We start from the raw sequence: 23,566 nt of genomic DNA, 5'->3' as shown, positions 1-23,566 counted from the left end.
ATCCCGCCCTACGGGCAGCCCATCTTCGCGGCGAGATCGACGAAGTCCGTTCCGACCCAGTCCCAGGGATCCTCGGCCGCGAGGTCCTTGGTCTGGCCCGGCCCATGCTCGGTCGGGCGCGGCACGAAGGCCGTCGAGAGCCCGGCCTTGCGCGCGGCCCTGAGGTCGCCGTTATGGGCCGCCACCAGGCAGACCTCCTCCGGCTTCATCGCGAGGATCTCCGCCGTGCCGAGATAGGCCTCCGGCTGCGGCTTGTAGAAGCGGGTCGCCTCGGCGCCGAGGATCGCGTCCCAGGGCAGCCCGGCGCGCTTGGCCATGTTCCCCATCAGCGCGAAGTTGCCGTTGGACAGCGTGGCCAGGAAGTACTTCCGGCTCATGCGCGTGAGGCCGAGCACCACCTCCGGCCAGGGATCCAGCCGGTGCCAGGCGCGGGTCAGGTGATCGAGGTCACCCTCGCTCGCGCCCGTGATGTCGTGGGCGGCGAGCACCTTCTCCAGGCTCTCGCGATGCAGCACGTCGAGCCGCGTGTAGGGGCGGCGGCCGGAGCGGCACTCCTCCATCCCCGGCTGGTAGAGGCCGCGCCACTGATCGGCCAGCGCGAAGGGATCGAGATCCGTGCGGCCCATGGCCGGCAGGAAGGCGGCGAATTCGCGCGCCACCCCCGTGCGCCAGTCCACCACCGTGCCGAAGACGTCGAAGACGAGTGCCTTGACCTGTTTCATTCCGCTGCGTCCTTGATGACGGGCTGCGCCCAACGTTTCTCGAACTCCCAGACCTCCGGAAAGCCCATGAGCTCGCAGATGCGGCCGAAGCCGTAGCTCTCCGAAGGCGGCAGCCCGTTGCTGTCGCCGTGCTGCCGGAGATGAGTGTAGGCGCGCTCCAGCGCGGCGGCGACGGCCAGGAAGCCGACGGCGGGGTAGATGGCGATACCGTAACCGATCTCCGTCAGCCGGTCCTTCGAGAGGATCGGCGTGCGCCCGCCTTCCACGTTGTTCGCGAGCAGCGGCTTGTCCGTGATGGCCTTGCCGATCGCGACCATCTCGGCCTCGCTCTCGGGGCTCTCGATGAAGACGACGTCCGCGCCTGCGTCGCCGTACATGCGGCCGCGGCGGATGGCTTCCTCGAGTCCCAGGCCGGTCCGCGCATCCGTGCGCGCGACGATGAGGAAATTCGGATCGCGCCGCGCCTCGGCGGCGACCTTGATCTTCAGCACCATCTCCTCGGCCGGGATCACCTTGCGGCCCGGGGTGTGCCCGCATTTCTTCGGCACCTCCTGGTCCTCGAGCTGGATGCCCGAGACGCCGGCGGCCTCGTAGCCCATCACCGTGTGGCGCACGTTGAGCAGCCCGCCATAGCCTGTGTCGGCATCGGCGATCACCGGCGTGCTGGACATCTGCGCGAAGCGGCCGACGCGCTGGATCATGTCCGTGTAGGTCGCGATGCCCGCATCGGCCACGCCGAGATGCGAGGCGACCGTGCCGAAGCCGGTGACGTAGAGGCAGTCGAAGCCCATGCCGTCGGCGACCTTGGCGCTGATCATGTCGAAGATGCCGGGCGCGACGACGAATTTCTTCGCGTCGAAGCAGGCCTTCAGGGAAGGGTTCGCCATTCGTCGGGTTCCTCAGGCTTTGGGGAGACGGCCGGCGGCGGCCGCCGCGGCCCAGAGGGCGTCCTCGCGCTGCATCGCCGCCAGCGTGGCGGGCGGGTCGCGCAGGTCGGGCTCGATGCCCATCGAGGTGAAGCGGGCGCGCAGCGCCGGGTCGTCATAGGCCGTGCGCAGCAGGCCGCCGATGCGGGCCATGATCGGCTCGGGGATGCCGGCGGGCCCGAGCAGCGCGACCCAGCCGGGCAGGTCGAAATCGGGGATGCCCTGCTCCTGCATGGTCGGCACGTCCGGGAAGAAGGGCGTGCGCGTCGCGGTGCTGACGGCGATGATCTTCGCCCGGCCCGTCGTCATGTGCGGCGTGGCGCTGGCGCTGCTGGTCCAGCCGAGCGGCAGGTGGCCTGCGACGATGTCGGTCATGAGCTGGCTGCCGGCGCGGTACTGCACGTCGGGGATCTCGGCGCCGATCCGGCGCGCCATCTCCTGGCCGATGAACTGCGAGAGCGATTCCGTGCTGCCGGTGGAGAGCCGCGTCGGGTTTTCCCGCGCGAAGGCCGCCAGCCGCCGGATGTCGCTGAAGGGCAGGGTGTGGGAGGCCGCGAGCACCATGGTGCTGCGCGTCAGCATGGCGACGGGTGAGACGTCGCGGACAGGGTCGAAGGGCATGCTCGGGAGCACATGCTTGTTCATCACATGGGCGGAGACCACGGCCATGAGCGTGTGCCCGTCCGGCTCCGAGCGGACGACGACCTCGCTGCCGATGACGCCGGACGCGCCGGCGCGGTTCTCGATCACCACGGGCTGGGACATGTGCGGGCGCAGGGCCTCGCCGATCGCGCGGGCGAGGATGTCGGTCCCGCCGCCGGAGGCGTAGGGGACGATCACGCGCACGGGGCGCTGCGGCCAGGCGGGCTGGGCGGAAGCCAGACTCGGTATAAGGGCGGGCAGGGCCAGGGCGGCGCGTCTGCGGATCATCTTGGGTTCCTCCGTTGCGAGGAGCTTCGCGCGGCTTGGGCCGGTGCGGAAGCCCCGTATCCGTGGCAAGCTTGCCAACATGGTACAGAGCGTCACCGTCATCGGCCTCGGCTATGTGGGGCTGCCCACCGCGGTGCTGCTGGCGAGCCGCGGAATCCGCGTGCATGGGGTGGATACGAGCGCCTCGGTGCTGGCCGGGCTGGCGACCGGGCGCGTCCATATCGCGGAGGCGGATGTCGAGGCGCTGCTGGAGCGCGCCCTGCGTGCGGGACTCTTCACCGTGCATGCCGAGCCGCCGCCGGCCGACGTCTTCGTCATCGCCGTGCCGACGCCGCTGGGGCCCGGTCACGCGCCCCTGCTGGACCATGTGCTGGACGCGACCTCGGCACTGGCGCCGGCGCTGAAATCCGGCGACCTCGTGCTGCTGGAAAGCACGAGCCCGATCGGCACCACGGCCCGCATCGCGGAGCTGCTGCGCGGGCTGCGGCCGGAGCTGAGCGACCTCGCCATCGCCTACGGCCCGGAGCGCGTGCTGCCCGGCCGCATCCTGACCGAACTCGTGGGGAACGACCGCGTGGCCGGCGGCCTCACGCCCGAGGCGACGCGGCGGGCGATCGAGTTCTACCGCCTCTTCGTTGATGGCGCGGTGCACGGCACGGATGCGGCGACGGCGGAGATGGTGAAGCTCTCCGAGAACGCCTTCCGGGACGTGAACATCGCCTTCGCCAACGAGCTGTCCCTTATCGCCGGAACGCACGGGCTCGACGTCTGGCGGGTGATCGAGCTCGCGAACCGGCATCCGCGCGTGGACATCCTGAAGCCGGGGCCGGGCGTGGGTGGCCACTGCATCGCGGTGGACCCCTGGTTCCTCGCGCATGGCGCACCGGGCGCGGCGCGGCTCATTCCCGCGGCCCGGGCGGTGGACGAGGCGAAGCGCCATTCCGTGCTGGAGCAGGCCTCCGCCCTCTGCATGGCCGGGGAGCGGGTGATCTGCCTCGGCCTGGCCTTCAAGGGCGATGTCGACGACCTGCGGGAAAGCCCCGCGCTCGCCATCGCCGCCGAGCTGGCGCGCCGCCATCCCGGCCGGGTGACGGTGGTGGAACCGCATCTGGACGCCGCGCCCGCCGGCCTGGAGGCGCCGCTGGTCGCGCTCGACGTCGCACTGGAATCGCCGGGCGCGCTGCTGGTATTGACCGACCACAGCGTCTTCGCGCGCCTCCCGCCCGCCGCCCTGGCGGGCCGCCGCATCATCGACACCCGCGGAATCTTCCGCCGACACGAGGAGATCACCTGATGCCCGACGGTTCCATGAGCCTGCCCGCGCTCGCCGCCATCGAGGCGGTGGTGCGCACCTATCTCGACGGCCTCTACGAGGGTGACGGCGAAAAGATCCAGCAGGCCTTCCACCCCGTCTCGCACCTCTACAGCGTCGCGAAGGACGGCACGGTGGCGGACCTGCCGCGCGCGACCTGGCTGGAGTGGATGGCCTCGCGCCAGAAGCCGAGCGAGATGGGCTTCACCCGCGAGGACCGGATCCTCGCCATCGACATGGCCGGCGAGGACGCGGCCTGCGTGAAGGTGAACTGCGCGATCCCGCCGCGCTACTTCACCGACTATCTGCTGCTGCTGAAGACGGCCGAGGGCTGGAAGATTGTCAGCAAGAGCTTCCACACCGACGTGAAGTAGTCAGGCGGGGCGCCGGCTGCCCCATTGGGCCATCGCCACGCCGGCCAGGATGATCGCGCCGCTCGCGACGTGATACCAGTGCAGCGGCTCGCCCAGGACGACCACGGCCGCCGCCACGGTCAGCGGCGGCACGAGGTTGGTGAAGTTCGTCATACGCGAGGGACCGATGGTCGCGATGCCGTGCATCCAGATCGCGGACGCGATCGCCGAGGCCATCACCCCCGCATAGAGGATCAGCCCGAGCCCCGCCGGGCCCGGCGCCTCCAGGGGTGCGGCCAGCAGGAAGGGCAGGTAGAAGAGCGCGGCGAATGCCATCTGCAGATAGACCGAGGGCCAGGTCGGCACCGGCAGCGACCAACGCTTCAGCAGCACGCCATAGGCCGCATAGCTGAGGCAGGAGAGGAGCATCAGCGCCTCGCCCAACCCGATACCCTGCTGCGCCAGCACCGTGAGGTCCCCGCTGCCAAAGAGCAGGCCGATTCCGGCGAGCGAGAGAAGCGCGCCCAGGACGGTCAGCACCCTCGGCCGCTCGCCGAGCAGCAGCCCGCTCAGGACCAGCGTCAGCAGTGGCACGAAGGCGGCGAGCAGCCCGATGGTGGTGGCCGAGATGGTGCGCGCCGCGACATAGGGCGCGCCCTGCGCCACCGTGATCCCCAGCAGGCCGAGGACCGCGAGCCTCGGCAGATGCGGCCGGATGGTCCGCCGCAGCCGCCAGGCCGGCCGCAGCACGAAGGGCGCCAGCACCAGCAGCGCCACGGCGCAGCGCCCGAAGCCCATGACGCGGGGATCGACCGCACCGGCGGAAAGCTTCGTCGCCAGGTTGTTGCAGGCCCAGAGCAGCACGAAGACCAGAGGCGGCGCGAGGTGTTGCAACGGCATGCGCGATCCTGCGGCCGGATCGCCCGTGGCGGAATGGCATCGGCGGGGGTTGATTCCCCGCAGGCCCTGCGACGGCGACCCGGATCTGGGCGAATGCGAAGCGATTGGGCAGGCCTTGGACGGTCCGCCGCCCGGCGATAGGCTCGCGCGAAAGCAGGAAAACCGAGATGTCCAATCGTGCCCGCGTGCTCCTCTGGGCGGACACGCCCACCGACTATGTCGCGGCGATCGAGGCCGCCGGCCTCGCGCCGCGCGTCCAGGTCGAGGCGCTGCCGCGCCAGCAGATGCCAAGCGAGGAGCAACTCGCGGAGACGGAGATCCTGATCGGCTGGGCGGTGCCGCCGGGCCTGTTGCCGCGCATGCCGAAGCTGCGCTGGGCCCAGTCGATGATGGCGGGCGTCGAGGGCTGGCTGGCCTTGCCGGACCTGCCCGATGGCCTGCTCCTCACCAGCGCGCGCGGCACGCATGGCGATTCCATGCCGGAGAACATCCTCGGCGCGCTGTTCCACCTGACCAAGCCCTATGCGGAGGTCGCGGAGGCGCAGAAGGACAGCCGCTGGGAGCGCCGCGTGCCGGTCTCGCTGAACGGCAAGACGCTGGGCATCCTCGGCCTCGGCGCCATCGGGCAGGAGCTGGCGAAGCTCGCGACCATGCTGCGGATGGAGGTGCTCGGCACGCGCCGAAACCCGGCGCCGGTCGAGGGCGTCTCCGAGGTGCTGCCGCCGGAGCGCACGAACGAGGTGCTGGCGCGGTCCGATTTCGTGGTCCTGCTGCTGCCGTCGACGCCGGAGACGGAGAATTTCATCGATGCCGAACGCCTCGCGAAGATGAAGCCCGGGGCCTGGCTGCTGAATTTCGGGCGCGGCTCGGCAATCGTGGATGCGGATCTGATCGCGGCGGTGACGGGCGGGAAGATCGCCGGCGCGCTGCTCGACGTCTTCCGGCAGGAGCCGCTGCCGGCCAGCCATCCGTTCTGGACGACGAAGGGCATCAAGGTGGTCCCGCATGTCGGCGGCATGCATGCGGAGCGCGACAAGGCGGTGGCGAAGCTTTTCGTGGAGAATTTGGGCCGGTTCCTGGAAGGCCGGCCCATGCTGGCGGTGGTGGACCGCGCCGCAGGCTATTGATGGGTCCAGGGCAAAAAGCCCTGGCGGGGTTTGGCCGCGAAGCGGAGACAACCGAGAGGCAGTGCCCCTCGCTTACGCGTCCTTGAGCACGTAGGCCACGCCCGCCCGTTCCGCGATCCCCTGGATCAGCGTCTCCAGGCTCGCGGGGATGGGGATGCCGTCCTTCAGCCGCTTGTCGCGCGAGAATTTCTCCGGCTCGCCCGGCAGCAGCACGGGCTTCGCGGGATCGGCCGGCACCGTGCCGTGCAGCACGTCGATGACGGCATCGAGGTCGGTCGTGTACTCCTCCATGTCGCGGAAGGCACGCGGCTCGATGGCCAGCATGAAGTGGCCGATGTTGTTCGGCTCGTCCTTCTTCTGGGTGCGGTTGCGGATCGGCGAGAAGCTCGCGCCTACCAGCGTCCCGCCCAGGATATGCGCCATCAGCGCGAGGCCGTAGCCCTTGTGCCCGCCCAGCGTCTCGGGCCCGCCCACCGGCGTGATGCCGCCCTCCTTGCGCTTGAACACGTAGTCCATCGCGACATGCGAATCCGTGACGGGGCGGCCTGCCTCGTCCTGCACCCATCCCTCGGGCAGCGGCTTGTCGTTGAGGTGATAGACCTTGACCTTGTTGCCCGCGACCGTCGTGGTCGCCATGTCCAGCACCACGTCTTCGTGCTCCGGCCCTGCGGGTGCGGCGAAGGAGATGGGATTGGTGCCCAGCACCGGCTCGGCCGCGCGCGTCGGCACCATCAGGATGCCGCGCGCCGACGAGGTCACGAGGCCGATCAGCCCGACCTCGGAGGCGATGCGCGAATAGACGCCTGCGGCGCCGAAATGGTGGCTGTTCATGACGCCCACCGCGCCGATGCCGAAGGTCTTCGCCTTCTCGACGGCGAGCTTCATCGCCATGACAGCCGCCGGATGGCCGAGCCCGCCCGCGCCGTCCACCAGGGCGGTCGCCGCAAAGTCCCTGATGACGCGGGGCTCGCCGGCGATGCGGAGCTGGCCGAGCTTCAGCATCTCCTCGTAGCTCATCAGCATCGAGATGCCGTGGCTGTCCACGCCCATCAGGTCGGTCTCGACCATGACTTCGGCGGTGGTCTCGGCATTGTGCGGGGGGCTGCCCCAGGCGGTCAGGATCGAGAGGATCTGGGCCCTTACGGATTCATGCGTGGCGTTCATGGTTTCCCTCAAGCGTGATGACCGAAGGCGCGAAGGCGCCGCAGGTCTGAATCACGCGCCAAAACAACTAGTCGACAGTCGCGCCGGTGGCGCGGACGATCGGCACCCATTTGTCGATCTCGGCCGCGATGAAGGCACGGGTGCGCGCCGGCGTCATCCCCTCGGGGATGGTGTTTCCGAGGGCCAGGATGCGCTCGCGCACCGGTCCCGCGGACAGCGACTGCGCGATCTGCTGCTGCAGGAATTCCAGGATCGGCGCGGGCGTGCCGGCGGCGCTGGACCAGGGCGTCCAGGTCGTCGCCTGGAAGCCGGGGATGCCGGCCTCGGCGGCGGTCGGTACATTGGGCGTCATCGGCGAGCGCTGGTTGGTGCCGATGACGAGGCCCGTCACGGCGCCGGCGCGGATGTGCTGTTCCAGGAAGGAGATGGTGTCCGCCTGGATCTGGATGCGCCCGGCCGAGAGATCGGCATAGGCGGCCGCCGAGCCGCGATAGGGCACGTGCTGCGCCATCGCGCCCATCTGCTGCAGCAGCAGGGCCGCGGCGATGTGCCCCGTCGTGCCGTTCCCGGAGCTGCCGAAGATGTAGTAGCCCGGCCGCTCCAGCAGCGCCGCGCGCATCTCGGCCACGTTCCGCCAGCCGGTGGAGGGATGCACCGCCACCACGATCGCGCTCTCCGAGCTGATGGTGATGTGGTCGAGCCCGGTCAGCGGATGCACCGGCAGGCTGCGGTAGAGGCCGACATTCAGCGCATGCGAGCCGAGCGCGCCGACCAGCAGCGTGTAGCCGTCGGGCGCGGCGCGGCCGACCGTTTCCATCGCCACCGTGCCGCCGCCGGAGGGCCGGTTCTCGACGACGAACTGCTGGCCGATCTGCTGGGAGAGCGCGCTCGAGACGAGCCGCGCGTTGATGTCGGCATTGCCGCCCGGCGCCAGCGCGACGACCACGCGCACGGGGCGGCTGGGATAGTCCGTGCCGGGAGCGCGCGTCTGCGCCGCCGCCGGACCCGCGAGGAGCAGGAGCAGCGCGATCCATCGAAGCATTCTTGCCTCCCTGTTTGTTATGCGATCCCGTGCCGCAGCGTGCCGATGCGTTCCACGGTCAGCTCCAGCCTGTCCCCGATTTGCAGGTAGCGCGGCGGCTTGCGGAAATGGCCGGAGCCCGAGGGCGTGCCGGTCGCGATCACGTCGCCCGTGTCCAGCCGCATGAAGCGTGAGATGTAGGCGATCAGTGTGGGTACGGGGAAGATGAGCTCGCGCGTGTTGCCGTGCTGCACCTCCTCGCCGTTGAGGGTGCAGGCGATGTCGAGCGCCCAGGGCTCGCCCAGCGCGTCGGCGGTGACGATCCAGGGGCCGATCGGGCAGAAATCCTGCAGGCCCTTGGCGAAGCTGGTCATGGCGAGGGGCACGTCGAACTGGAACTCGCGCGCGGAGACGTCGTTCAGGATGGTGTAGCCGGCGACATGCTCCAGCGCGCGGCGCTCCTCGACCTCGAAGGCGGGCGCGCCGATGACGACGGCGAGCTCCACCTCCCAGTCCGGCTTGGTGACGGCGCGGGGGATGGCGACTTCGGTGCCCGGGCCGCAGATGGTGGAGGTGGGCTTGAGGAAGAGCTTCGGCGCCTCCAGCTTGGGGCCGCCGACCTCGGTGGCATGCGCGCCGTAGTTGCGGCCGACGCCGATGATCTTTCCAGGACGCAGCGGCGCATCCAGCAGCGCCTCGTCCAGCGGCAGGCGGAGCTTCGCATTCTCCGGCCGGGCGGCGAAGGCGATGGCGCGCGCAGCCTCCGTCATCGAGGCTTCATCACCGAGCAGCGCGATCATGTCGCGGGGCAGGGCGGCGCCATTGCCGCCTGCCGCGTCCAGCGCCGCCGCCAGCGGCACGAGCGCGGTTTCCAGCACGCCGGCGAGGCGGCGATCCTTCAGCGTCGCGAGCCTCATGCCGCAAGCGCCGCGTAGTCCAGGCTCGCCATCACCTGCACGCGCAGGATGAAGCGGGGCTCGTCTGGCCCGTAATCGGCCATGGCGTTGTGGGTGGTGCCGATATTGTCCCACATCAGCACGTCGCCCGGCGTCCAGGCGTGGCTGTGCAGGTACTTCTGCTGCGACTGGTGGCGGAAGAGGTAGTCGAGCATCGCCTCGCTCTCCTCCTTCTCCATGCCCTCGATGAACATGGCGTAGCCGGGGTTGCAGTAGAGGACGCGCTTGCCGGTGATCGGATGCTCGCGGAAGATCGGCTGTCGCACCGGCGGCTTCTTTGCGCGCTGTTCGGGCGTCAGCGGCCCGCGGATCGAGCCGGGGCGGATGCGCATCATGTCCCAGAATTTCTGGAAGTCGTGGACGGCGAACTTGCCCTCCAGCCGTTCCTTCACTTCCGTGGGAAGGTCGTCATAGGCGGCGCGCTGGTTGCGGAACTGCGTATCGCCGAGCGGCCGCCGGTCGCGCACCGGCACCTCCTTCGCATGCAGCACATTGGCCAGCGCGATGTCGTGCGAGTAGCTCATGTCGGTGTGCCAGCCCTGGCCGGCATCGTTGAGCCCGACGGGCTTGCCCGTCTCGTCGCGCTTGTTGGAGAGGATCATCACCTCCGGCAGCCCGGGCGCATGAAACAGGTTGGCGACGTTCACCTCGAGATCGCCGAAGCGCTTCCCATAATCGGCAAGCTGCGGCGCATCGAGATCCTGGTCCGGAAAGCACAGCACGCCGTGCTCGCCGAGCGCGCGCAGGATGCCACGAAAACCTTGGGATGACAGCGGCTTGGACAGGTCGATGTCGAGCACGCGGGCGCCCAGCCCGCTGTTGTTCGGTGCGATCCGCATGGTCCGTTTCCCTCGGTTGACGAGATGATCGCGTCGCTGTGTTGTATAGTCAACTTACCGGAATCGTTCACGCATGGAACACAGACCCACGGTGCTGGTCATCGGGGCCGGAATCGTCGGCCTCTGCACCGCCTGGTACCTCGCGCGCGCGGGCGCCGACGTCACGATCGTGGATCGCGCGGGGCCGGGCGAGGGCACCTCCTCGGGCAATGCGGGCGCGATCTCCGCGGGCTCGGTGGCGCCGCTCGCCATGCCCGGCGTGCTGCGCGACGTGCCGAAGATGCTGCTGGACCGGAAGGGCGCGCTGACCATCCCCACGCGCTACTGGCCGACGGCCTTCCCCTGGCTCTGGCGCTTCGTGCTCTCGGCGCGGCCGGAGCGCGTGCAGGCGATCGCGCAGGCGCTGGCCTCGCTGCTGCGCGGCGCGGAGGACCGGCACCTGGAGATCCTGGAGGCCGAGGGCGCGGCGGATATCATCGCGCGCAACGGGCAGCTCTACCTCTATCGCGACCGCGCGCACCTCGCGAAGGACGATGCGTCCTGGGAGCTGCGCCGCACGCACGGGCTCGACATGCGCGTGCTCAGCCGCATCGAGCTGCTGGAGCTGGAGCCCGAGGTCTCCGACAATTACGGCGTCGGCGTCTTCCTGCCGGGGCAGGGGCACTCGGTGAATCCGCTGCGCCAGGCGCGCGTGGTGGCGCAGGGCGTGGAGCGGATGGGCGGCACCATCCTGCGCGGCAACGCCACGGCGCTGACGACGGAGGAGCACCGCGTCACCGGCGCGCTCATCTACGGCGAGCCCTTCGCGGCCGACCACGTGGTGCTCGCGGCCGGCGCCTGGTCCGCGAAGCTGCTCGCGCCGCTGGGCATCCAGGTTCCGCTGGAGAGCCAGCGCGGCTACCACGTCATGCTGCCCAGCCCCGGCGTCATGCCGCGCCGCCCGCTCATCCCGGCGGATCGAAAGATCTTCATCACGCCGATGGAGGAGGGGCTGCGCCTTGCCGGCTCCGTGGAATTCGGCGGCACCGAGGCTCCGCCCAGCCCGGCCCGCTCGGCCCTGCTGCTGGAGGATCTCGCGAAGGTCTATCCGCAGGCCGACACGCGCGAGCAGCGCCCGCACTGGATGGGCCATCGCCCCTGCCTGCCGGACAGCCTGCCCGTGATGGGCCCGGTGCGCGCCTGGCCCGGCCTGTGGTGCGCCTTCGGGCACGGGCATCTCGGCCTCACCGCCTCGGCGCCGACGGGCGCGCTGCTGGCGGCGGCGATGCTGGGCCCGGCACCCAACACCGACCTGACGCCCTTCGGCGTGGAGCGCTTCGCATGAGCACCTCCGAGACGGTGGTCACCCTCATCGCGCGCCCGACCCATGGCGAGCTCGCGCGCCGCATCCTGGCGCTGGCCGCGCCGACCTCGCTGATGTCCGCGCTGCAGGTGCTGGCGCTGCTCATGGAGACGGTGATCGCAGCGCGCCTCGGCCGCACGGCGCTGGCGGGCTGGGCGGTGGTGCTGCCCTTCTCGCTGCTGCTCGGCCAGATGTCGGCCGGCGCCATGGGCGGCGGCGTGGTGAGCGCCATCGCCCGCGCGCTGGGCGCGAAGAAGGAGGAGGAGGCCTCGCAGCTCGCGGTGCACGCGCTGCTCATCGCACTGGGCTTCGCGGCGATGTTCGTGATCGTGCTCGCGATCCTGCCGGGGACGGTGCTGCCGCTGATCGGCGGCGCCGAGGCGGCGGCGGCGGCCGTGCCCTATTCGATGGCGCTGTTCGGCCTGGGCGCGGTCCCGGCCTGGCTCGCCAATACGCTCGGCTCCATCCTGCGCGGCGCCGGCAAGCACGCGCTGGCCGCGCGCGTGCTGAACTTCGCCTGGATCTCCTACCCGATCCTCGCCTTCTTCCTCAGCGAGTTCTTCGGCCTCGGGCTGGTGGGCATCGGCGTCGGCTTCGCGATCAGCTTCTGCGGCGCGGCTGTCGTGATGGCGATGGTGGTGTCCTCCGGCGCCGCCGGCTTCCGGCTGGACCTGCGCGTGCAGCTGCGCTGGCCGCTGTTCCGGCGCATCCTTGCGGTCGGCGCCGTGGCCTGCTGCCTCGCTTTGGTGGCGAACATGGCGACCATCCTGGTGACGGCGCGGCTCGCCTCCTACGGGCCCGTCGCGGTCGCGGCCTACGGCGTCTCGGCCCGGCTGGAGTTCATGATGATCCCGCTGGCCTTCGGCGTGGGCTCGGCGCTGACGGCGCTGGTCGGGCGCTCGGTCGGGCAGGGCGACTGGGAGACGGCGCGGCGCACCGCCTGGGTGGGCGGGCTGATGGCGCTCGGCGTCTGCTCCTCGGTCGGCGTCAGCGTGGCGCTCTTCCCGCTGACCTTCGCGAACCTCTTCGCCTCGGATGCCGAGGTGGCGGCGATCGCGGCGCGGGCGCTGGGCTTCATCGGACCGGCCTTCGGCGGCTTCGGCCTCGGCATGGCGATGTACTTCGCGGCGATGGGCGCGGGGCGGATGGGCTATCCGGTGGCGGCCGGCCTGTCGCGGCTCGGCATCGCGGTGGGCGGCGGCTGGCTTCTTGGCGACGTCCTGGGCCTCGGGATGGACGGGCAGTTCCTGGCGGTGGCGCTGGGCGTCACGGCCTATGGCGTGCTGGCGGCGGTGGCGGTGCGGCCCGGCGTCTGGGGGCCGCGCCCTTCATAATCCGCGCGGCAGGCGCGAGGGCTCGAAGGCCGCGGCGAGCACGTGCCCGCTGCGCTTGAGCGCGCAGGCGAGGCCCACCAGCAGCGGCATGGCGCGATAGGCGGTGAGCGGCGGCGCCAGCCGGTGCAGCAGCCCGAGCGCCAGGCTGCGCGAGCCCTGCTGCGCCGCGCTGACGGCCAGCAGCAGCGCGGATTCCGTCTCGGTGATGTGCGGGCAGAGCGGGCCGGCGAGGTGCAGCGTCGGAAGGCCGCGCAGCAGCGGGTCGAGCATGAGGGCCGTGCCCTCTGTGCCACCCGCGGCCAGGACGAGCGCAGCCTCGGCCATGGGGCCGGCCGGCCCTTCGGCGGCCCAGGCGCGGGCCGCGTCCAGCAGCAGGCGCTCGGCCTCGGGCAAAGCTTCTGAATCCTGCCCGAGATGGGGCCAGGCGGGCAGGCCGCGAGTCGCCATGGAAGAACCTCCGGTGTCGGGAGGTTGTAGTGCAATTGAGAATGACTCGCAAATTTATATCGAAGGCTTCAATGAAAATCCCGGCTGGGCTGGCGGAGGCCCCGGCCTTTCGGCCTCGGAGAGGGCCTTATCCCGTCCGGCGGCGCGATCACTCCGTTCGAGGGATCGAGGTCCAGCTCGTGCAGCGTGTGGAGCAGGCCGGAATGATCCTCTAGCCTGCGGACCACGAGGTGCAGGATGGGCACGTGATGGCCGGGACCCTCGGCCCGCTCCATCCGGCCCTCGGCGATGACGAGGCGCGCGCCGACCACCTCGGCGCGGTGGCGCTGCGAGATGTCGCGGAAGAGCACGAGGTTGGCCACGCCGTGCTCGTCCTCGATGGTGAAGAAGATCACGCCCTTGGCGCTCTCGGGGTGCTGACGCACCAGCACGAGACCGGCCAGCCGCAGCCAGGCGCCGGGGGGAGCCTTGTTGAATTCGGCGGTGGTGACGGATTTGAGGCGCTGCAGCTCCGGGCGCAGCAGGGTGAGCGGATGCTGGCGCAGGCTGAGGCCGGTGGCGGTGTAGTCCAGCACCACCTGCTCGCCGGCGGTGGTGCGGGGCAGGCGGGCGGCTGGTTCGGCGACAGGAGCCTCCAGCGGGACCTCCCGCTCGATGGCGGCCGCCTCCCACATGGCGGCGCGGCGGTCGAGGCCGAGGCCGCGCAGGGCATCGGCCTCGGCGAGGCGCTCCACGCTGCGGCGGTCGAGCCGCGCGCGGAGGATCATGTCGCGGAGGTCGGTGAAGGGGCGGGCGGCGGCGATGCGCAGGGCGGCGTCCTCGGAGAGGCCGCTGACGAGGCGGAGGCCGAGGCGGAGGGCATGACGCAGCTTGTGGCCAAGTGGGCGGCTTGAGCCAGGAATCTCCTCCTGTGCGGAATCCCAGCCGCTGATCGTCACGTCGATCGGCAGTACCTGCACGCCCTTGTCCCGCGCTTCGCGGATGATCTGCGCCGGCGCGTAGAAGCCCATGGGCTGACTGTTCAGCAGCGCGCAGGTGAAGGCCGTGGTGCGATGGCATTTCAGCCAGGCCGAGATGTAGACCAGCAGCGCGAAGCTTGCCGCGTGGCTTTCCGGAAAGCCGTAGGAGCTGAAACCGTCGAGCCGCCTGAAGCAGCGCTCGGCGAAGTCCTTATCGTAGCCGTTGGCCACCATGCCCGCGATGAATTCGGGATGGAACTTCGGCAGGTCGCCCGTGTGCTTGAAGGTCGCCATGGCGCGGCGCAACTCGTCGGCGCGTGTGGGGGAGAAGCCGGCACCGACGATGGCGATCTTCATCGCCTGTTCCTGGAAGAGCGGGATGCCCATGGTGTAGTCCAGCACCTCCTCCAGGCCCTTGGGGATATTCGGCTCTTCCTCGCGATTCCGCCGACGGAGGTAAGGGTGCACCATGTCGCCCTGGATGGGGCCGGGCCGCACGATCGCGACCTCCACCACAAGGTCCTTGAACTCACGCGGCTTAAGGCGCGGCAGCATGTTCATCTGCGCACGGCTTTCCACCTGGAAGACGCCGAGACTCTCGCCGCGGCACAGCATTTCGTAAGTCGCCTTGCTCTCCTGGCGGATGTCGGCCATCGCCCGGATGCCGGTCAGATCCAGGGCACGACGGATGCAGCTCAGCATTCCGAGACCGAGCACATCGACCTTCAGCATCTTCATCGCATCGATATCGTCCTTGTCCCACTCGATGGTGTGGCGGTCCTTCATCGCCGCTCGCGTGACGACACAGAATTCGGTCAGCGGTCCGCGCGTCAGGACGAAACCGCCGACATGGGTGGAAAGATGTCGGGGAAAATTCTTGATCTCTACGGCCAGTTCGCAGGCCAGCTTCACGCGCGGGTTCGAGAGGTCGAGCCCATGGGCTTCGGCGATCTCCTCCCAGCTCGACTCATTGCCGGGCGAACCGCCGGCCTTGGCCATGAAAGCGGTCGCCTCTTCCTCGATGCCGAGAGCCTTGCCCACCTCGCGGATCGCGCTGCGGCTGCGGTAGCGGATCACCGTCGCGGCGATGGCGGCGCGGTGGCGGCCGTAACGCTGATAGATGTGCTGGATGACATCTTCGCGCCGCTCGTGCTCGAAATCCACGTCGATATCGGGCGGCTCGCCACGCTGCTCGCTGATGAAGCGCTCGAAGAGAAGCTTGTAGGTTTCAGGGCGCAGCGAGGTGATGCCGAGTGCGAAGCAGACTGCCGAATTGGCAGCAGAGCCCCGACCCTGGCAGAGAATACCCTGATCGCGAGCGTAGCGCACGATCTCGCTCACCGTGAGGAAGTAGGACGCGTACTTCAGCTTGCCGATGATGCCGAGCTCCTTGTCGAGCTGTGCCTGCACCTCCGGCTTCACGCCCTCGGGCCACATCCTCGGCACGGCCTCGGCTACGCGCGCCTCCAGCGTCTCCTGCGGCGTCCGGCCAGGGTCGAGGATCTCCTCCGGATATTCGTAGTGCAGATGCTCCATGTCGAAGCGGCAGGCCGCCTCCACCTCGGCCACGCGTTCCACCGCCTCCTCGTGCCCGTTGAAGAGGCGGCGCATCTCCTCCTCCGGCTTGAGGCAGGCCTCGCCATTGGGCTCGGCGGCGAAGCCCAGCTCGTCCACCGTGCAGCCGAGGCGGATGGCGCTCAGCACGTCGGCGAGGCGCCGGCGCTCCGGCACGTGGTAGCGCACGCCGCCGGCCGCGATCAGCCGCGCCTCCGGCACCTGTGCCAGCATATCCAGCCGATGCCGGTCGGCGCCGCGCGCACGGGTCTGCGCGGCGAGCAGCAGCGGCAGTGCCAGCCGCTCGCGCAGCATCCGCGCCTCGCGGGCGTGACGGGAGGCGAATTCGCGGTCGGGCGCATCCGGCGCCATCCGCGCCAGCACCTGCCCCTCCATCGCCGTGTACATCTGCTCGGGCGTGATCGGGCACTCGCCCTTGGGCGCCTCCATCCGCACGGTCGAGAGCAGGAGGCAGAGGCGGCCCCAGGCGGCGCGGTCGGTCGGCCAGGCGAGGTACTCGCTGCCGTCGGTCAGGCAGAGACGCACGCCCGCGAGGAAGCGCAGCTCCGTCTCGATCCCCTCCTCCTTCAGGTCCGCGACGGCCCGCTGGCAGGCGACCCAGCCGCGCACGAGCCCGGCCATGGAGTTGCGGTCGGCGATGCCGAGCACGCGATGCCCGTGCAGCGCCGCGGCCATGGCGAACTCGTGCGGGTGCGAGGCGCCCTCGAGGAAGGTGAAGTTGGACAGGGCGCCCAGCTCGCCGAAGACAGCGCTCCGGGCTATCGGCATCGCGCGGCCGGCGCGACGCCGGGCGGGGAGGGGCAGGACCGCGGCGGTCACGGCAGGAACCCGTGGATGAACCACCTCACGTCAGGCTTTCCCGCTGCGCCGCACCGGCAGACCCACCAGCGCGCGCCCGAGGCGAGCTGCACGCGGTAATAGTCGCGCGGCGGGCGGTCCTCCGGCGTGCGCCACCATTCGGGCTCGATGCGTTCCGGTCCCTCGGCCGAGACCACGCGCTCCACCCGCCGGCCGAGGCGGATCTGGAAGGGTGGATCGTCCGGGAGCACGGCGCTGGCCTCCACGGGGATGGGCCGCCGTAGCAGCCGCAGCGGCCGCGGCGCGGCCGGGGCTTCGGCGACCGGCTCGAAGGCATCCGCTTTCCGGACCGCCCGCTCCGGCCAGTGCGAGTCCCGCGGCTCCAGCCGCCAGATGCGCACGCGTTGGGCCAGGCGGTCCAGCAGCTCCGAAAGAGCCTCCTTCGGCGTCTCCTCGCCGGGCAGGCCGGCCTGGCGGGCGTGCAGCGCCTCGGTCACCTCGGCGTCCAGGATCAGTTTCTCGAAGCCCAGCTCCGGCTGCAGCTCCTCGATGCGGCGGCCGAGCAGCCGGCGGAGATGGGCGGGGTCACGGCTCGCCTGTCCGAGCCCCTGGCGCAGCTCCTGCCAGGAGCCGTCGCCGCGGAAGGCGAGCAGCCTGAGCGCCCGCGCGCCCTCGCCGGATTCCAGCAGCCCCACGCAGAGAAGGTCGGCCAGCGCGCCGGTCGCCCACTCCAGCGCCGGCGCGGTGCAGAGCGGCGAAAGGTATTCGCGCGCCTGGACATGGCGCGGCGGCGGCCGGATCGGCGTGAAGGGCGCGACCCGGCCGCGCAGCGCGGCCAGCTCCTCGGCGATGGCGGTGCCGAAGCGCCGGGCCAGCGGGCCGCGCGGCTGCGCCTCCAGCGCGGCGACGTCGCGCAGGCCGAGGCGATGCAGGGCCGGGATCATCTCCTCCGGCAGGGCAAGGGCGGTCACGGGCAGACGGGGCAGGGCGGCGGCCTCCTGATCCGGCGCCAGCACCTGCGGCCGCGCGCCGGCGCGCAACAGGGCGGCGAGCGCGGCCGGCGCGCCGCCCAGCAGCCCGCGCACGGTTGCCCCAGCCGCGGCGAAGGCGCCCAGCACGCGGCGCAGCAGCTCGGGCTCGCGGTCGGGCAGGCCGGTGGTCTCGATGAGGAGGCCCTCCTCGCGCCAGATCCCCACCAGCGGCGAGAAGCGCAGCGCCCAGACGGCCGGGCGCTCGGCGGCCAGCCTCTCGCCATGCAGCATGAGGAAGCGACGGTCGCCTAGAGGCGTGCCGGCCTGGGCTGGCGGCAAAGGCGGCGCCGCGCAGGGCAGGCCGCCCTCGAAGAGCGGGAGGCTCGGGGTGCGGGCGAAGCGGCGGCTGCCCATCAGGGGAATCTTGAGGGGCTCTGCCCCTCAAACACCCCGGCAGGAAACTGAGTTTCCTGCACCTTCCATCCGTAAAAAAGATCCAGGGGGGCGAACCTCCTCACGCCCGCCTCCGCTTCGCCGCCGGCGCGGCCTGCGCGGGCGCGAGCGTCCGCAGCTCCCCGCGCGCCGCGTCCCACTCGCCGACCCAGGCGCCCGGCCGTCCGCCGCGGGCGCGCAGCAGGGCGATCTCCCAGCCGGGCTCGCCCAGATGGTGCGGGCCGGCCTCGGGCGAGGCGCGGGCGGAGAGCCGCCAGCGGGTCAGCGCCGCGGTCGGACCTGGACTCTCGTCGTCCGGGCGCAGCAGCAGGCCGATCCCGCCGCCCGTCTCGGCGGCAAGCTGGAGGCGTCGGGCGGCGGTGAGGTCGAGCGTCGCGCCGAAAAGCAGGGCGCCGCCGATGGCCGGGCAGCGTAGCCCCTCCTCGGCGGCCCAGAGCGCGTCGGCCGGGCGCGGGGCGCGGACCAGGATCAGGCCGGCCGCCGAGAGGCCGAGGTGCGCGAGGCCAGGCGGGTAGGCGTCGGGCTCGGGCGCGATCCAGAGCACGGAGCGGCCGGGCAGGGCGGCCTGGACACGGGCCAGCAGCAGCGCGGAGAAGCCCATCGCAGCGCCCGGCTCGGCCGAGAGCACCTCGTGCAACCCGGCCAGGGGGAGCCCGTTCCAGGGCAGATGCGCATCGAGCTCGGGCGAGAGGGGCAGGGCGGCGCGGCCGGTGCCGAAGCCGGCCATGCCCGGGTCGAGCCGCGCGATCCGCGCCCGCAGCCCGGCGAGGAGGGCCGCCCGATCAGTCGGATCTGGCTCGGTCGGGTGGGGGAGGGGGGCTTCGACGGACATATGGGTTGCGATGAATGTTCTCTATATGTTCTAGTATCCCCACCCGCCCTGGTCAAGGACCTTCGCGTCGAGCCTGGAGGGATCCGGAGCCACAAAAGCTTCCGCAAAAATCCAAAGCGAATCAGCCCGAAGAAGGGTTTTCTTAACCTCCCCCCATCACTCTGCCCCTTGTCCCCCCGAAGGAGGCACCCCCTGATGACCCTTTCCGCGCGGCTGGCGCCTGTGCTGGTGCTTGTCCTGGCCTCCCTCGTGGCCTGTGCCCCTCTGCCGGCCGTCCAGGCCGAAGGCACGCCCGCCGCGCGCGTGGCGCGCGACAGCCTCGCCAGCCTGCAGGCCAGCGGCGTCTCGGTCGGCGCCGGGATCGCCGTGGACAGCCGGCATCTCCTCACCAATGCCCATGTGGTGCGCCAGGCGGGAGGCCACGTGACCGTCCGCCGCGCCGATGGCGGCGCCGAGGCCAGGGCCACCCTCGTCGGCACCTCGCCGCGCATGGATCTCGCCGTGCTCCGCATGCCCGAGGGTTTTCTCCGGCCTGCCAGCCTCGCGCCGGACATCCCCAGCGAGAGCGAGGCGATCTGGGCTTTGGGACCGGAGGGGCTCGGCCGCTCGCTCGCGACCGGCCGCGTGGCCCGGCCCTGGATCCAGCTGCGCGGGTTCGGCCCGGGCTTCACGGCCCGGCTCGGCGCCCTGATGGGCTTCTCCGGCGGCCCCGTGGTGGACCGCGACGGGCGGGTGATGGGCCTGACCACCGCGCTGCCCGATCCGGGCAACGCCCCGGTCCTCGCCATGATGACCGGGGTCGACCTGACCGGCTTCGCCGAGGGCGATCGCCGCCAGGTCTTCATCCTCGACATCCGCGAGGCGATGGACGAGGCGCGGCGGATGGGGGCGCTGCCCGCCACCCGCCTGGCCAGCGCCGATTAGCGCGGGGCGGTCAGCAGCCCTGGACGTCCCAGGGTTTGCGCAGCGCCTCGTATCGCGCCTCGGCTGGCGTGACGCCGATGTCGCGCAGCATGTGCTCGTCCAGCTCCGCGAGGTGTTGGCGCGTCTCGAAGGCGCGCCAGAATCGCGTGAGGTGCTCCAGCCACAGGAAGCTATCCTTCTGGCCATCCAGCGCGGCATTGGGCCTGAACGCGGAGGGGGAGAGGAGCCGGGCGGCGGACATGACACATTCCTTCTGGGTTTCCGCGCCCCGAATCTGAGGCGCAAGGAAACAGTCGCAATCTTGGAAGCATCACTCAAACGACTAATCTTGACGTTCCCCATCAGTTTTTGTGATGATCTGCCCCATGCTTCCCGCCGGCCTCGACCCCGAACTGCTGCGCAGCTTCGTCCTTATCGCCGAGGGCCAGAGCGTCACCCGCGCCGCCGAGCGCGTAGGCCGCACCCAATCCGCCGTCTCCATGCAGATGCGCCGGCTCGAAGAGGTGCTTGGCGAGGAACTGCTGCGCCGCGGCCCGCGCGGGCTCGAGCCGACCTACAAGGGCGCCTGGCTGCTGGAGCGCGCCCGCACCCTGCTCGCGCTCAACGAGGAGATCATCACCACCTTCCGCGCCCCGCCGATCATCGGCCAGGTGCGGCTCGGCAGCCCCGACGACTACGCGCTGCAATGGCTGCCCGGCATCCTCGCCCGCTTCGGCGAGGCCTATCCGGGCATCGAGGTCGACGTGCTCTGCATGAGCTCGGAGGAGCTGGTCCAGCGGCTCGCCCATGGCCATCTCGACATGGCGCTGCTCACCGAGGGCCATGGCCGCAGCGGCGAGGAGGTCTGGCGCGGCCCGCTGCGCTGGGTCGGGCCGCAGGGCAGCGCGCTGCACAAGCGCGACCCGCTGCCGTTGGCCGCCGCCCATCCCGGCTGCACCTGGCGCCGCGCGGCACTCGAGGCGCTGGGCCGCGAGGGGCGGCGCGTGCGCGTCACCTACAACAGCACCACCCAGTCCGGCTGCTTCGCCGTTGCACTGGCGGGGCTGGCGCTCACCATCTCGACGCCCACGCGCCTGCCGGCCGGGCTCATTTGGCTCGGCGAGGCGGAGGGGCTGCCGGCGCTGGCCGAGATGGGCATCCTGCTCGCCACCGGCGAGGTGCCGCTCTCGCCCGGCGGCGAGGCGCTAGCCGAGGCCATCCGGCAGGGCTTCGCACAAGCGTCTTGAACCGCCCCTTGAGCCGGTGGGCCGCCGCGTGTTCTGGTGCTCGCCGACAATGAGGGAGAAACCCGGAATGGACCGCCGCACCGCCCTAGGTTCCATGCTCGCCGTGCCCGCGCTGGCCGCGCCGGCCTATGCGCAATCCTGGCCCGAGCGGCCGGTGCGCATCATCGTCCCCTATCCGCCCGGCGGCTCCAACGATACGGTCGCGCGCATCGTCCAGCCGCGGCTGCAGGAGATCCTGGGCAAGCCGGTCGTCGTGGACAACCGCGCCGGTGCCTCGGGCTCGGTCGGCTCCGGCGAGACCGCCCGCGCGCTGCCGGACGGCCACACCTGGCTGCTCGCGAACGACACGCTCGCCAGCAACGAGACGCTGATGAGCCTGCCCTATCGCGTGATGGAGGCCTTCACCTTCTGCTCACTGCTGGGCACCTGCCCCTATGCGCTGACCGCGCATCCCTCGACGCCCTTCCGCACACTGGCGCAGCTGATCGAGGCGGCGAAGGCCGCGCCCGAGACGCTGAGCTACGCCACGACAGGCGTGGGCTCGCTCGCCCATATCGCGACGGTGCTGCTGCAGCAGCGTGGCGGTTTCAAACTGAGCCACGTGCCCTATCGCGGCGGCGGCCCCGCCCTGCAGGACGCGCTGGCCGGCCACGTGCCGCTGTTCATGTCGAACATCGTGATCATCCTCAGCCATATGCGCGAGGGTCGGCTGCACCCGCTCGGCGTCTCCAGCGCCGCGCCGAGCCGCTTCCTGCCGAACGTGCCGACCTTCGCCTCGCAGGGCTTCCCGGGCTTCGAGGCGCTGACCTACTGGGTGATGGTCGGCCCTGCCGGCATCCCCGCGCCGATCACCAACCGCTTCCAGGCCGCGCTGAAGCAAGTGCTCTCCGAGGCGCCGGTGCAGGCGCGCATGGCGGAGCAGGGGGCCGACATCGTCGCGAGCTCGCCGGCGGAGACCGAGGCCTTTATCCGCGCCGAGATCGTCAAGTGGGGCGAGGTGATCCGGGCCAACAACATCCGGGCCGAAAGCTGAAAACAGGCTTGCCAGCCGGGGCGACGCCCGGCATGTGAATCGCGAACGTCCTGAGACAAAAAAAGGAGGTCCGGCCGTGGACCGTCGCGCATTCATTGGCCTCGCGGGCAGCCTGCTCGCGACGCCGTCCGTCCTTCGTGCCCAAGGGCTCGGGGCGGGCTTTCCCGACCGGACCCTGCGGCTGATCGTGCCCTGGCCGCCGGGGGGCTCCACCGACACCATCGCCCGCCTGTTCCAGCCGCGCCTCGCCGAGGTGCTGGGTCGTGCGATCGTCATCGACAACCGCGGCGGCGCCTCGGGCGCCACCGGCGCGATCGAGGCATCGCGGGCACCGGCCGACGGCAGCACCTGGACCTTCGTCTATGACACGCAGGCCACCAACGAGACGGTGATGCGGCTGCCGTTCAAGACCATGGAAGCCTTCGTGCCGGTCTGCCACGCGGCCTCGGGGCCGCTGGCGATGGTCGCGCACCAGTCCACGCCCTTTCACAACTTCCAGCAGGTGATCGAGGCGGCGAAGCGGGCGCCGGACACGCTGAACTACGCGACCTCGGGCGTGGGCGGTCTCGCGCATGTCTCGACGACGCTGCTGCAGCAGCAGGGCGGCTTCAGCATGGTGCACGTGCCCTATCGCGGCGGCGGGCCGGCCGTGCAGGACGCGGTGGCCGGACATGTGCCGCTGTTCATGACCAACGTCGTGATCGTGAGCCAGCACATCCGCGCCGGTATCCTGCGGCCGCTCGGCGTGACGACGGCGACCGAGAGCCGCCACGTGCCGGGCTGCCCGACCTTTGCCTCGCAGGGCTTCAGTGGCTTTGCGGCGCCGACCTGGTGGGCCCTGCTGGGCCGCGCGGGGACGCCGGAGACGCTCGTGCGCCAGATGAACGAGGCGATGGTGCAGGTGCTGAACGAGCCCGCGGTGAAGGCGAAGATTGAGGAGCAGGGCTGCGACATCGTGGCCAGTACGCCGCAGGAATGCGGGCGTTTCATGGAGGCCGAGATCGCCAAGTGGGGCCGGGTGATCACGGACAACCACATCCGCGCCGACAGCTAGGGGCGCACCTGCCGGGCTGCGCGATTCGCGCAAGCCTCGGGGAACGCATGCGGCTTATGCGACGAATTTGGCGTCGGGCACTTTACAGTTCGGCGTCGTCCCCATAGATACGGCTTCACCGCAGGGCGATGCCACTGCGGAGCGGGTTCCGACCCACGAAGAGCTTGACGACCTTGGTGCTTTTAGCTAAGGTCCATGTCCTTCGCGGTCGAATCCGCGTCCCACTCGAAAGAGAGGGTATACCCAATCCGGCCGGCTTCCGGCGGGACGGGTATCGTTGTTTCAAAATCGAATCTGTTGATGCAGATGATATGTGCGCGTTTGAGATTGGTGCCATGTCTTGGGTAACTGGGCGTTGGTTTGATCTG

23 protein-coding genes are annotated in these 23,566 nt (G+C 70.7%); 9 read left to right on the top strand and 14 right to left on the bottom strand.

Features of this window, described 5'->3' with window-relative positions:
* Positions 1-8 precede the first annotated feature (8 nt).
* The 3 genes from AC1ROY_RS04875 to AC1ROY_RS04865 are packed head-to-tail and all read right to left on the bottom strand — an operon-like array spanning position 9 to position 2,578.
* Positions 9-722: a haloacid dehalogenase type II gene (locus AC1ROY_RS04875; protein ID WP_493147471.1), complete on the bottom strand. Its 714-nt coding sequence runs from the start codon at positions 720-722 to the stop codon at positions 9-11.
* Positions 719-1,609, bottom strand: a complete 891-nt coding sequence (locus AC1ROY_RS04870; RefSeq protein ID WP_493147470.1) for an isocitrate lyase/PEP mutase family protein — start codon at positions 1,607-1,609, stop codon at positions 719-721. Before AC1ROY_RS04870 ends, AC1ROY_RS04875 begins: the two co-directional genes overlap by 4 nt.
* Before the next feature lie 12 nt (positions 1,610-1,621).
* Positions 1,622-2,578, bottom strand: a complete 957-nt coding sequence (locus AC1ROY_RS04865; protein WP_493147469.1) for a Bug family tripartite tricarboxylate transporter substrate binding protein — start codon at positions 2,576-2,578, stop codon at positions 1,622-1,624.
* Positions 2,579-2,657: 79 nt separating this feature from the next.
* Between AC1ROY_RS04865 and AC1ROY_RS04860 the strand changes: the two genes are divergently transcribed.
* Both AC1ROY_RS04860 and AC1ROY_RS04855 read left to right on the top strand, forming a co-directional pair.
* A complete protein-coding gene (locus AC1ROY_RS04860; protein ID WP_493147468.1) occupies positions 2,658-3,872 on the top strand; it encodes a nucleotide sugar dehydrogenase in 1,215 nt (404 codons plus the stop codon).
* On the top strand, positions 3,872-4,264 hold the full coding sequence (locus tag AC1ROY_RS04855) for a nuclear transport factor 2 family protein (protein ID WP_493147467.1): 393 nt from the start codon (positions 3,872-3,874) through the stop codon (positions 4,262-4,264). The genes AC1ROY_RS04860 and AC1ROY_RS04855 overlap by 1 nt, the downstream gene beginning before the upstream one ends.
* Here the strand turns inward: AC1ROY_RS04855 and AC1ROY_RS04850 are convergent, their stop codons facing one another.
* Positions 4,265-5,143, bottom strand: a complete 879-nt coding sequence (locus AC1ROY_RS04850; RefSeq protein ID WP_493147466.1) for a DMT family transporter — start codon at positions 5,141-5,143, stop codon at positions 4,265-4,267.
* Positions 5,144-5,310: 167 nt separating this feature from the next.
* Here AC1ROY_RS04850 and AC1ROY_RS04845 point away from each other — a divergent pair, with 167 nt between their 5' ends.
* On the top strand, positions 5,311-6,270 hold the full coding sequence (locus AC1ROY_RS04845; protein WP_493147465.1) for a D-2-hydroxyacid dehydrogenase: 960 nt from the start codon (positions 5,311-5,313) through the stop codon (positions 6,268-6,270).
* A gap of 72 nt (positions 6,271-6,342) precedes the next feature.
* Here the strand turns inward: AC1ROY_RS04845 and AC1ROY_RS04840 are convergent, their stop codons facing one another.
* The 4 genes from AC1ROY_RS04840 to AC1ROY_RS04825 form a co-directional block, all read right to left on the bottom strand.
* The gene (locus tag AC1ROY_RS04840) at positions 6,343-7,434 is read right to left on the bottom strand and encodes an Ldh family oxidoreductase (RefSeq protein ID WP_493147464.1); all 1,092 of its coding nucleotides are present in this window, start codon (positions 7,432-7,434) and stop codon (positions 6,343-6,345) included.
* A gap of 67 nt (positions 7,435-7,501) precedes the next feature.
* Positions 7,502-8,476, bottom strand: a complete 975-nt coding sequence (locus AC1ROY_RS04835) for a Bug family tripartite tricarboxylate transporter substrate binding protein (RefSeq protein ID WP_493147463.1) — start codon at positions 8,474-8,476, stop codon at positions 7,502-7,504.
* A 17-nt stretch (positions 8,477-8,493) separates the two neighbouring features.
* Entirely contained in the window at positions 8,494-9,372 is an 879-nt protein-coding gene (locus AC1ROY_RS04830; RefSeq protein ID WP_493147462.1) for a fumarylacetoacetate hydrolase family protein, read from the bottom strand.
* Positions 9,369-10,250, bottom strand: coding sequence for a TauD/TfdA dioxygenase family protein (locus AC1ROY_RS04825; protein WP_493147461.1), 882 nt, complete (start codon positions 10,248-10,250; stop codon positions 9,369-9,371). The genes AC1ROY_RS04830 and AC1ROY_RS04825 overlap by 4 nt, the downstream gene beginning before the upstream one ends.
* 73 nt (positions 10,251-10,323) lie before the next feature.
* On the opposite strand from AC1ROY_RS04825, the gene AC1ROY_RS04820 reads away from it, so the two are divergent.
* Together AC1ROY_RS04820 and AC1ROY_RS04815 are read left to right on the top strand one after the other, a co-directional pair.
* Positions 10,324-11,574 (top strand): NAD(P)/FAD-dependent oxidoreductase, encoded by a 1,251-nt coding sequence (locus AC1ROY_RS04820; protein ID WP_493147460.1) that lies wholly within the window; start codon positions 10,324-10,326, stop codon positions 11,572-11,574.
* Positions 11,571-12,926 (top strand): MATE family efflux transporter, encoded by a 1,356-nt coding sequence (locus AC1ROY_RS04815; RefSeq protein ID WP_493147459.1) that lies wholly within the window; start codon positions 11,571-11,573, stop codon positions 12,924-12,926. The genes AC1ROY_RS04820 and AC1ROY_RS04815 overlap by 4 nt, the downstream gene beginning before the upstream one ends.
* Here AC1ROY_RS04815 and AC1ROY_RS04810 read toward each other — a convergent pair.
* The 4 genes from AC1ROY_RS04810 to AC1ROY_RS04795 all read right to left on the bottom strand — a co-directional run bounded on the left by AC1ROY_RS04810 (position 12,921) and on the right by AC1ROY_RS04795 (position 18,961).
* A complete protein-coding gene (locus tag AC1ROY_RS04810; protein ID WP_493147458.1) occupies positions 12,921-13,373 on the bottom strand; it encodes a hypothetical protein in 453 nt (150 codons plus the stop codon). The two genes, AC1ROY_RS04815 and AC1ROY_RS04810, sit on opposite strands and share 6 nt — an antisense overlap.
* Before the next feature lie 68 nt (positions 13,374-13,441).
* Positions 13,442-16,726, bottom strand: coding sequence for an error-prone DNA polymerase (locus AC1ROY_RS04805; RefSeq protein ID WP_493147457.1), 3,285 nt, complete (start codon positions 16,724-16,726; stop codon positions 13,442-13,444).
* On the bottom strand, positions 16,723-18,090 hold the full coding sequence (locus tag AC1ROY_RS04800; RefSeq protein ID WP_493147456.1) for a DNA polymerase Y subunit UmuC family protein: 1,368 nt from the start codon (positions 18,088-18,090) through the stop codon (positions 16,723-16,725). The genes AC1ROY_RS04805 and AC1ROY_RS04800 overlap by 4 nt, the downstream gene beginning before the upstream one ends.
* Before the next feature lie 100 nt (positions 18,091-18,190).
* A complete protein-coding gene (locus AC1ROY_RS04795) occupies positions 18,191-18,961 on the bottom strand; it encodes an ImuA family protein (RefSeq protein ID WP_493147455.1) in 771 nt (256 codons plus the stop codon).
* Positions 18,962-19,156: 195 nt separating this feature from the next.
* Here AC1ROY_RS04795 and AC1ROY_RS04790 point away from each other — a divergent pair, with 195 nt between their 5' ends.
* Complete coding sequence (locus AC1ROY_RS04790) at positions 19,157-19,885, top strand: trypsin-like peptidase domain-containing protein (RefSeq protein WP_493147454.1); 729 nt, start codon at positions 19,157-19,159, stop codon at positions 19,883-19,885.
* A gap of 10 nt (positions 19,886-19,895) precedes the next feature.
* Here AC1ROY_RS04790 and AC1ROY_RS04785 read toward each other — a convergent pair whose 3' ends face one another.
* On the bottom strand, positions 19,896-20,126 hold the full coding sequence (locus AC1ROY_RS04785; RefSeq protein WP_493147453.1) for a DUF1127 domain-containing protein: 231 nt from the start codon (positions 20,124-20,126) through the stop codon (positions 19,896-19,898).
* A 124-nt stretch (positions 20,127-20,250) separates the two neighbouring features.
* Between AC1ROY_RS04785 and AC1ROY_RS04780 the strand changes: the two genes are divergently transcribed.
* From AC1ROY_RS04780 to AC1ROY_RS04770, 3 genes are all read left to right on the top strand, one after another.
* The gene (locus tag AC1ROY_RS04780) at positions 20,251-21,111 is read left to right on the top strand and encodes a LysR substrate-binding domain-containing protein (protein WP_493147452.1); all 861 of its coding nucleotides are present in this window, start codon (positions 20,251-20,253) and stop codon (positions 21,109-21,111) included.
* 67 nt (positions 21,112-21,178) lie between these two features.
* On the top strand, positions 21,179-22,144 hold the full coding sequence (locus AC1ROY_RS04775) for a tripartite tricarboxylate transporter substrate binding protein (RefSeq protein ID WP_493147451.1): 966 nt from the start codon (positions 21,179-21,181) through the stop codon (positions 22,142-22,144).
* Between the two features lie 76 nt (positions 22,145-22,220).
* Positions 22,221-23,198, top strand: a complete 978-nt coding sequence (locus tag AC1ROY_RS04770; RefSeq protein WP_493147450.1) for a tripartite tricarboxylate transporter substrate-binding protein — start codon at positions 22,221-22,223, stop codon at positions 23,196-23,198.
* Positions 23,199-23,380: 182 nt separating this feature from the next.
* Here AC1ROY_RS04770 and AC1ROY_RS04765 read toward each other — a convergent pair.
* On the bottom strand, positions 23,381-23,566 hold a 186-nt coding region (locus tag AC1ROY_RS04765), incomplete at its 5' end, for a hypothetical protein (protein ID WP_493147449.1).

This window comes from Roseococcus sp. GW821-FHT12F05 (assembly GCF_058806835.1).
The sequence above is the reverse complement of the archived record's forward strand: the minus strand, read 5'-3'. Positions and strand labels throughout refer to the sequence as shown.